Origin of the sequence: Methanoregula sp. (genome assembly GCF_049518935.1) — an archaeon.
In the GTDB taxonomy this organism is placed as follows: Archaea; Halobacteriota; Methanomicrobia; order Methanomicrobiales; family Methanospirillaceae; genus Methanoregula.
Map to the genome: position 1 here is coordinate 43,710 of NZ_JBEKRH010000013.1, position 8,440 is coordinate 52,149.

9 protein-coding genes and 2 tRNA genes are annotated in these 8,440 nt (G+C 52.4%); 2 read left to right on the forward strand and 9 right to left on the reverse strand.

The features are described 5' to 3' along the window. Positions 1-5 precede the first annotated feature (5 nt). The 9 genes from ABSE13_RS09055 to ABSE13_RS09095 all read right to left on the reverse strand — a co-directional run bounded on the left by ABSE13_RS09055 (position 6) and on the right by ABSE13_RS09095 (position 7,331). Complete coding sequence (locus ABSE13_RS09055; protein WP_424028194.1) at positions 6-293, reverse strand: DUF1894 domain-containing protein; 288 nt, start codon at positions 291-293, stop codon at positions 6-8. After that, entirely contained in the window at positions 281-766 is a 486-nt protein-coding gene (locus tag ABSE13_RS09060; RefSeq protein ID WP_424028195.1) for a DUF1890 domain-containing protein, read from the reverse strand. The genes ABSE13_RS09055 and ABSE13_RS09060 overlap by 13 nt, the downstream gene beginning before the upstream one ends. Further along, positions 763-2,238, reverse strand: coding sequence for a homoserine O-acetyltransferase MetX (metX, locus tag ABSE13_RS09065; RefSeq protein WP_424028196.1), 1,476 nt, complete (start codon positions 2,236-2,238; stop codon positions 763-765). The genes ABSE13_RS09060 and metX overlap by 4 nt, the downstream gene beginning before the upstream one ends. Before the next feature lie 90 nt (positions 2,239-2,328). Next, on the reverse strand, positions 2,329-3,627 hold the full coding sequence (locus ABSE13_RS09070) for an O-acetylhomoserine aminocarboxypropyltransferase/cysteine synthase family protein (RefSeq protein WP_424028197.1): 1,299 nt from the start codon (positions 3,625-3,627) through the stop codon (positions 2,329-2,331). Positions 3,628-3,792: 165 nt separating this feature from the next. Further along, a complete protein-coding gene (gene pscS / locus ABSE13_RS09075) occupies positions 3,793-5,157 on the reverse strand; it encodes an O-phospho-L-seryl-tRNA:Cys-tRNA synthase (protein WP_424028198.1) in 1,365 nt (454 codons plus the stop codon). A 25-nt stretch (positions 5,158-5,182) separates the two neighbouring features. Further along, a tRNA-Cys gene (locus tag ABSE13_RS09080) sits at positions 5,183-5,253 on the reverse strand. A 297-nt stretch (positions 5,254-5,550) separates the two neighbouring features. Further along, a complete protein-coding gene (locus tag ABSE13_RS09085) occupies positions 5,551-6,546 on the reverse strand; it encodes a radical SAM protein (protein WP_424028199.1) in 996 nt (331 codons plus the stop codon). Between the two features lie 247 nt (positions 6,547-6,793). After that, positions 6,794-6,865, reverse strand: a tRNA-Cys gene (locus ABSE13_RS09090). 277 nt (positions 6,866-7,142) lie between these two features. Further along, positions 7,143-7,331, reverse strand: coding sequence for a winged helix-turn-helix transcriptional regulator (locus ABSE13_RS09095; protein ID WP_424028200.1), 189 nt, complete (start codon positions 7,329-7,331; stop codon positions 7,143-7,145). Positions 7,332-7,697: 366 nt separating this feature from the next. Here ABSE13_RS09095 and ABSE13_RS09100 point away from each other — a divergent pair, with 366 nt between their 5' ends. Both ABSE13_RS09100 and ABSE13_RS09105 read left to right on the forward strand, forming a co-directional pair. Beyond that, positions 7,698-7,994 (forward strand): hypothetical protein, encoded by a 297-nt coding sequence (locus ABSE13_RS09100; protein WP_424028201.1) that lies wholly within the window; start codon positions 7,698-7,700, stop codon positions 7,992-7,994. Positions 7,995-8,249: 255 nt separating this feature from the next. Then, a partial coding sequence (locus tag ABSE13_RS09105; protein WP_424028202.1) for a MarR family transcriptional regulator occupies positions 8,250-8,440 on the forward strand: 191 nt, incomplete at its 3' end.

Sequence of the window (8,440 nt, forward strand, 5' to 3'; positions counted from 1 at the left end):
GGGATTCACTTTTTCTTTCGTGCGGTTTCCCGGACACGCATAGCCTCGTCAGCATCCTCGACTGCGAGCAGGTACGTGCCATGACAGGGCTTGGTATACGGGAAAATGATCCTGGAACCTTCAATACCAAGCGCGATCGGTGGCAGGCCGATGATATATTCGTCAAAGAGCCTGTAGCCGGGGTCGACATACCAGAATTCTGAAAAATTCTTTTCCACGTACTCGCGGCACTCCCTGAACGAGGCACCCAGCGGCAGGATCATCTCGTACTTCAGGTTCTCTATGCAACCCATCCGAACACCTCGTTGATCTTCTTTTTGAGCTGCAGAGGATTGTGCACCGCTTTTTCCACGATCTTCTCGCACGGAAAATCAACCGATACGACAAGAGTTTCCGGATCCTTTCCGAAGATTATCACGACCAAGCGGGATGACGGCAGGAGGTGGCGCATGGTTGCTGCATAAGAGATCCCAGCATCACTGTGTGCAAAGACCACGCAAAGGTCGCTGTCGCGCTTTTTCCCGACGAGTTCTTCAATACATTTTTCAAGGACAATCATCTCAGGCAGGTACCGTTTTTCCGGATCGGATACCTTAAGGAGGTTCAGGACCGCAGGATTGCCCGTGGCATGGACGGCAAAGCCCTGTTTCCTGAGAACATGGGAAAGATGGAGTGCAAGGGCCTGCTGGACCGGGACTTCAGGACAGCCAAGGACGATGAGTGCGCTGCCGGCCGGTGTACCGGCAGAGATGTTCGTGACGGTCATTGGTTCCCTCTCCCGACCAGCACACTGATTGCGTCGACCGTGATAAGCCCTATGACATGTTGCTGGTCGTCGATAACCGGGAGCGCCGAGATCGCGTGCGCCTCCATCTTCTTTGCCGCAACTTCGATCGGCTCACCGGGCGTTGCCGTGATCACGTCCCGGGACATAATCTCGTCCAGCCAGAGGAAGTTGGATGCGACCGCTTTCGCGATATCCCACGATGTGACGATACCCACGAGTTGCCCCCCGCTGGAGAGTACGGGCAGGTGGTTGACACCGGTATGGATCATCCGCCGTGCAGTCACCGCTATGGTTGTTCCCTCCTCGATCGTCTGGATGTCCCGGACCATCACGTCGCCGACAACCGTATGGGAAAGGAACCTGCCGACAAGGTAATTGATCTGGCCGGACTCGAGCAGGAAGGCATCATGCCCGTAATTGGACCGGATCTCACAGTAGTGGACCTCGGCTTCATTTGCGGTCAGGGCAGATAGCATCTCCTGGGACTGGTACGGCGGGTAGAGCCAGTCAGAGGATACTGATATGATCAGGAATGATGCTTTTACCCCGGCAAGGCCGTTCGTGAGCGACCCGTCACGAGTCAGGTCGAAGTAATCGATCGCCTTCGTGATATACAGGTACGAATTGGCATCGAACCTCCGGGTGAACGTGTCACCCTGGTGGTGAAGATAGCTCTCGACCTTGAAGTCCGTGGAGAAGTCGAACCCGATACGATCCTTACCCTGGAGGGCCCGCCCGAACTTCTCGTGCATGGACTCATTCGAGAGGTACGTAATGTGACCGACCATCCGGGCGAGTGCGAGACCATGGATCGGAAGGGTTTTCCCATAATAATCGCCGCTATTCCAGTGAGGATCCGAGATGATTGCCTTCCTGCCGACCTCGTTGAACGCGATCTGCTGGGGGGTCGAATAGCCACATGCCGCAATGACAACTGCCTTTTTCATGAAGTCAGGGTACGTCACCGCCCATTGCATCACCTGCATCCCACCCATCGATCCTCCTGCTACCGCATAGAGCTGGCTGATCCCGAAGTGGTCGATGAGCAGTTTCTGGGCATTCACCATGTCCCTGATCGTGATGACCGGGAATTTGGCTCCATAGGGTTTTCCGGTTTTGGGGTTGATGCTGGATGGACCGGTCGATCCCTTGCACCCGCCGATGACGTTTGTGCAGATCACAAAGAAGTGGTCAGTATCAAAGGCCTTGCCCGGACCAACCACCGTGTCCCACCAGCCGGGCTTATCGTCACCCTCATGGAACCCTGCGATATGGGCATCTCCCGAGAGGGCATGGCAGATAAGAATCGCGTTGCTTTTATCCTTGTTCAGCCTGCCATAGGTTTCATATGCGATAGAAAGGGGGGGGAGGATCTCCCCGCTCTCGAGCGTGAGCGGGGATGAATGATGATAAAAACTGGTTGGTACTATCCCGACGGATCCTTTGATCATCGACAACCACCTTCCAATCCAGGTTTGTCGGGATAGCCAACGGATATTTTCATAGTGATAATTTCTCTGGCAAGTCCTTAATATCTGCGATTACGAGCTGGCTTCAAGGGCCTGCTTGAGATCCGCGATGATATCTTCGATATCTTCCGTTCCCACGGATAATCTGACGAGGTCGGGTGTGACACCGGTCTTCTTCTGCTCTTCCGGTGTGAGCTGCTGGTGGGTCGTAGTCGCCGGGTGGATGACCAGGCTCTTTGAGTCCCCGATGTTCGCGAGGTTGCTGAAGACCTTGAGGTTGTCGATGAACTTCGTGCTTGCCTTCTCGCCGCCCTTGACGCCAAAGGAGACAAGCGGGCCGTATCCTCCACTGAGGTATTTCTGGGCGAGCTTGTGGCTCTGGTGTTCCGGAAGTCCGGTGTAGTTGACCCAGGCGACTTTCGGGTGGTTCTTTAAGAACTCGGCGACTGCGAGCGCATTCTCCGAGTGGCGGGGTACCCGCAGGTGGAGGGTCTCGAGGCCGATGAGGAAGAGCCAGGCATTGAACGGGCTGAGTACCGCACCGGTATCTCGGAGAAGGGAGATCCGGATCTTGAAGATGAAAGCAACGTTACCGAAGGTTGCAAAGTTACCGAAGGTGTCCCAGTACTTGAGACCGTGGTAGCTCGGGTCAGGTTCGGTAAATTCCGGGAACTTCCCGTTGTTCCAGGCAAACTTACCGGAATCGACGATCACGCCACCGATCGAGTTGCCATGACCGCCAATGTATTTGGTGGCGGAGAGAACGGAGATGTCAGCACCGTGCTCGATCGGGCGGACGAGTCCAACACCGGTTGTGTTGTCTACAACAAGCGGGATCCCTGCATCGTGGGCGATCTTTGCGATCGCCTCAAAGTCCGGCACATCCAGCTTCGGGTTCCCGATGGTCTCAGCGTAGATCGCCTTGGTCTTGGGAGTGATTGCCTTCTTAAATGCTTCTGGTTTTGTCGAGTCGACAAAGATCACATGCCTTCCGAGTTTCGGGAAGGTGTAGTGGAAGAGCTCATACGTACCGCCATAGAGGTTGTCAGCGGACACGATCTCGTCACCCGGCTGGGTGATGTTCAGGAGTGCGTACGTAATTGCTGCCTGGCCGGATGCAGTTGCAAGTGCACTGTTACCGCCTTCGATGGCTGCGACACGTTTCTCGAACACGTCCGTGGTCGGGTTCATGAGACGGGTATAGATGTTCCCGAGTTCGCGGAGGCCGAACAGGTTCGCTGCGTGCTCCGCACTCTTGAATACGTACGAGGAGGTCTGGTAAATCGGTACTGCTCTTGACCCGGTAGTGGGGTCAACAACCTGCCCTGCATGGAGGGAGAGGGTTCCAAGGTTAAACTTCTTCTTTGACATGATGGATTCCTTCGTTGTTTCTTTTAAGGGGGATTTTTCTTCAATGCATTCTTTCTGGGATTTCCGAAACGGGTTGATCTTTACCAGGATACCCGGAATTTCGGGGGGTCATGATGAATCCTGATCATCTGCTGGTCAGGGAGCGGCAATGCGGTTCTGCCGTGCTCACTTTGCAACAGGGATCTCGTATTTTTCTGCGATTTCGGTGAAGACATCAGCGAGGTAGCGGATCTGCTTTTCGTTGAGACCGTAGGTGTTCAGTTTCCAGGTCCTGGTAGCTCCAGCGAACTCTCCGACGATCCCGCGGGAGGACAGTTCATCACTGAAGTAGAACCCGCGGCGCTTGTGGGTCTTTGCGACCGTGTCAAAACTGCCGGTGGTGTCGATCTTCGTGAGGGTGTGTTTCCGCGGGTACTCTGAGAGCACCTTGCTACCGCCGATCCTGAGTAGTCTGTCGATGAAGAAATTGGATCTCTTCACTTCATCATCCCACTTCAGGGTCCGTGCCTTGACTGCCGGGAACGATGCGATCATGGAGAGCAGGGTTCCGCCCATCAGCGTGCATCCGAGCAGTTCCACTTCCTTGATACCAAACTTGCGTTTGGTGAGGTCGCCGACCATCGCGGTGGTACGGAGCGCTTTTAGCGCAAATTCATCGGTCATTGCTAGTACCCCGGACGGTGCGACCGATGCCATACTCTTGTGTCCGGAGCCGACCACAAAATCTGCTCCGATCTTTTTGCCGTCTACCGGCTGGATACCGACGGTATAGGCGCCGTTATAGAGGAAGGGGATATCGTATTGGTGAGCCACTTTTCCGATTTCTTTGATCTCGTGCTCGTTTGCAAACTGGTAGTCGAAGTGGTCGATCATGACGAGCACCGGGAGTTTTCCGGTCTCCCGCCTGACCTCTTCGATCTTCTGTGCCGTTGCCTCGCCGGTAACGATATTTTTGGCGTTCAGCGGCACTTCCCTGATTATTCCACCAGCATTTTCCACAGCAAGGAACTCCGTATAGTGGGCGAGAGCGGAGACGATGACGCTGTCACCTTTCCCGACGAGTGTTCCCGCGACAGCCTGGAAACCACGGCGTGCCCCGGGGACTACCCGGGCCTGGTCCATATTCAGCCATTTTGCGAGTTCTTCATGGAATTCTGCAATCCCCGGTTTTGTAATCTTGTCGAGCCGGAACGGTTTCCTGCAGGCATCACATGTCGAGTATCCGTCACCATAGGAGATGATCGCTTTGCGTGCCTCCGTGGTAAGCCTTCCGGCTGCCTGGATGGGGTGGATATTGATGTACTCCTCCTCCCGGCTCCTGACATCGAGCGTACCGGCGATTTTTGTCACCTTCGGGGTGCCGGTGCCGGCTTCGAGGTCAGCAACGATTGCCCTGAGGCTGGCAATCCGCTGACGGAACGCGGCTTCCTCTTCGGCATCGAACCCGGTCGGGAGGGACTCCCGGAAGAGCCCCCGGACCTCTTCGAGCTCGAAGAGTGCTTCGAATGTTTTCTGGATCCTGATACTCATACTGTTTCTCCTGTTCCTTTTGAAGAGCCAACGCCCGGAATTGAACCGGGTTACGCTGATCTGCAGTCAGCTGCGTAGCCAGTCCGCCACATTGGCACGTCCTTCACGATTGTGAATTCGACTATACTAGATACCAATCGGGACCATATAATAGTTCTCCAATCGGCAGCATTTTCCTGTTCCTGTTTTTACGTCGTGAATTTCCTGTTTTTTACGCACCCTGTGTACTGCATGTACTCAGGATTCCGGACCGGACAACTGAACGCGCCAGCAAACCGTTGATGAATGATTTGTTCCTATAAATGAATGGACAATATCAGCTAGAATAAAATAACAGCTGGTTGCGGGTGAGACGAAAAAATTCCGATAGAAATATGAGAGCAGTGTCGGCCCTTACAGATCCCGCTGCGGGGTCAGGTCGCAGCCGGTACAGGGAAGGCACATGGTTTGTGCTACTCTCACATCAAGACCGTGACGTTCGAGAGCCGCTCTGGTTATCCGGGTCAGCTTCATCAACCGGTAAGGTGAAGGCCGTTCAACGTTGATCTGCCCTTTCCTGAGGGGATGCGGGGAGATCGGGCGCAGGTTCGGAATAACCCCCATACTGGTGAGTTTCTCAACACCCTCCTGCACACACTCGTCCGTTTCTCCGAGTCCGATGATAAAATTGGAGGAAACGCGGTTCCTGCCAAAAACCGGCACTGCTTCGTGAAGGGCGGAAAGGATCTCATCCAGAGAAAGGTTCGGGCAGACACGTCCGAAAATCTCGCGATCCATGGTCTCCACATTATATTTGATCTCATTTACGCCGGCATAGAACAATTCGGCCGTGGAATTTTCAGTCGGATACACGGAAACACCTATCGGGAGGTCAAACCGGTCTACTAGATGCCTGACCACCGAGACCATATAGGCAACCTCTTTTTCCGGAGATTCTGCAACTCCACTGGTCAGGGAGATTGCTTTTACCGATCCTTTTTCCAGTGCCACCGCAACCATGGCAGCAATCTCTTCCCGGGATTTTATTTTTCCGTGGAGGAGGGGAACGGGGCAGAATTTACAATCGAAAATGCAACGCTCGCTGACCGTGATATATGCCTGTTCCGGACAATGACAGAGAGGTAGTTCGAGGGTTCCATATGCGATAATCTTCCCTTCCCGTTGTACTGCGACACCATCGTTCCAGGGGATTACTTTGAGGGGGGACTCCTGTTTGATCGACAGCCTGACCCTGTGTGAGCCGGATCGTATGAAGAACGAGGACCCGCCGGCTCCAGGACCCGCAGTTGCCGTGGTCTTCAGTTCCTGCGGAAGAAGCGAGGGGTCAATGTCTGCACTGCCGATATTGATCAGGAGCGCTTTTGTTTCTGCTGAAAGGCCACGTTCCATGATATGTTCCTTACAGATAGAGATTGAACCTGAGTGGGCCGAAGACAGAGTTCATCCGACGGTGCCGGATATTTTCCGGGTTCGAAGGACTTGCGAGTTCTTCTCTTACTCGTGGTTCCGGGGAATCTTACGGGGTTCGAAGTCCGACATGTCATCAGACATGGAGGATGAGAAGAACCTGCCAAGGTTCTTCGAAGAACTCTTCCGAGTTCTTCTCTTACTCGTGGTTCAGATGAACCACTCGTAAAGCCAAGGCCCGGATTTGAACCGGGATGTAGCTGATCTGCAGTCAGCCGCGTGGCCACTCCGCCACCTTGGCACGGTATGTTCACAATTGTTATATCGTATGGAACCATTGGAACAGTCATTATTTATAGATTAATTTTCAGGCAGATTTTTCCGCTTTTCCAAAAGAGCAGGCAACAGAACTCCGGGCAATAACCTGTGAATAGTGGCGTAGTGTAAGAAAGAAAGCTGAGAAAATCGGGGAGTTTGTTCATTGTGGGAAAATTCCCGACATATCAACGGGACGTCAACTCCGGACAAGGTTTTCGGGAATCAACATCATAAAAAAATGATATCGGATCAGTACCACATCATACCGCGACCACATCCTGGCGAGGCTTGTTCAGGCCATAGAGGCTCTGCCGTGCGTCAGTGAAATAATGGCGCTCAACAAGGACATTATTCTCCTTGAGCCTTCCCAATGCATACCGTACTGTCCGTGAGGGTAACGAGGTCTCACGGATGAGATCCTTCTGCGTCAGGTGTCCATTGGTTTCCAAGACTTTGTACACGAGCTTTGCCGATGGTGGCAGATGCCCGATTGATGGGACTGCTGGTTCAGTAACTCCTACGATGTTTTCGACAAAAACGATCCCTCATAGTTGGATCACCATACAAACATATGAGTTCACAATTGTTAAGTATTTCGTTCCGGCTCAGGATCATATTCAACGCATTAACCTGGAGACCTGCTATTAAGAATCCTGCTGCCGGCTGATCAGAATAAATACCCGAACGATATGCCTGATTCCCTGCACGGTACGGATTCCCGATATTCTTGAGAAAAAATTGCCACAATCAACCGGTTCATAGTAATGACAGCGAAAATACAACAGCATAATTCATAATTTCCCTGCTCCATGACCATGATCATTTACGGACGCGAACTCAGGAAAACACCGAGCTACCGGGTGTGGATTGACGAAAAAAATGTCGCCCATTTCCGGCTAGTGAAGCGGATAAACTTCAAGACGTTCATCGGCCTCTGCAGGGAAAGTTACCTTGCGATTGACAAAGAGACTGAACTTCATGAACTTCACCCACGAATCATCATATACATACCCCGCTCGCTCTATGATGAGATGTCCGAGAATGTCTCAGAATTCATTATGTTCTGCCGGTCATGTACTGATGCAACATTCGAGCTCTCTATAATCGGATAACCGGCCGTATTATATCCGGGCTCCCCGATATCCGAAGAATCAATGTTCATTTTCAGGGTATTTCTGATGAGGTGGTTTCATCGCAGGTTCCACCCGGTTATTTTTTTACAGGTATTTTATGTGCGCGGATCTGAAGGTTTTCCAGTAATGCGAGTAATATGTATTACCCTTGGTAATAAAAAAATTTAAAAATATGCTTTTAAACGAAAGACTTAACAATCGTGAACTCGAACTATAGTATGTGATACGTCATGAGTGATCGTTTTTGTTGTAAATGAATCAGCAACCAGATCCCAGGGACCGAAGATCGAACACCTTCCGCCATCAGCAAAACTGGTATACAACGTGCTGAAAGCAAACCGGCAGATGACCCAGAAAGACATCATCCGGGAAACCTATCTCCCCTCAAGAACCGTGAGATACGCGCTGAACCGGCTGAAAGAAGA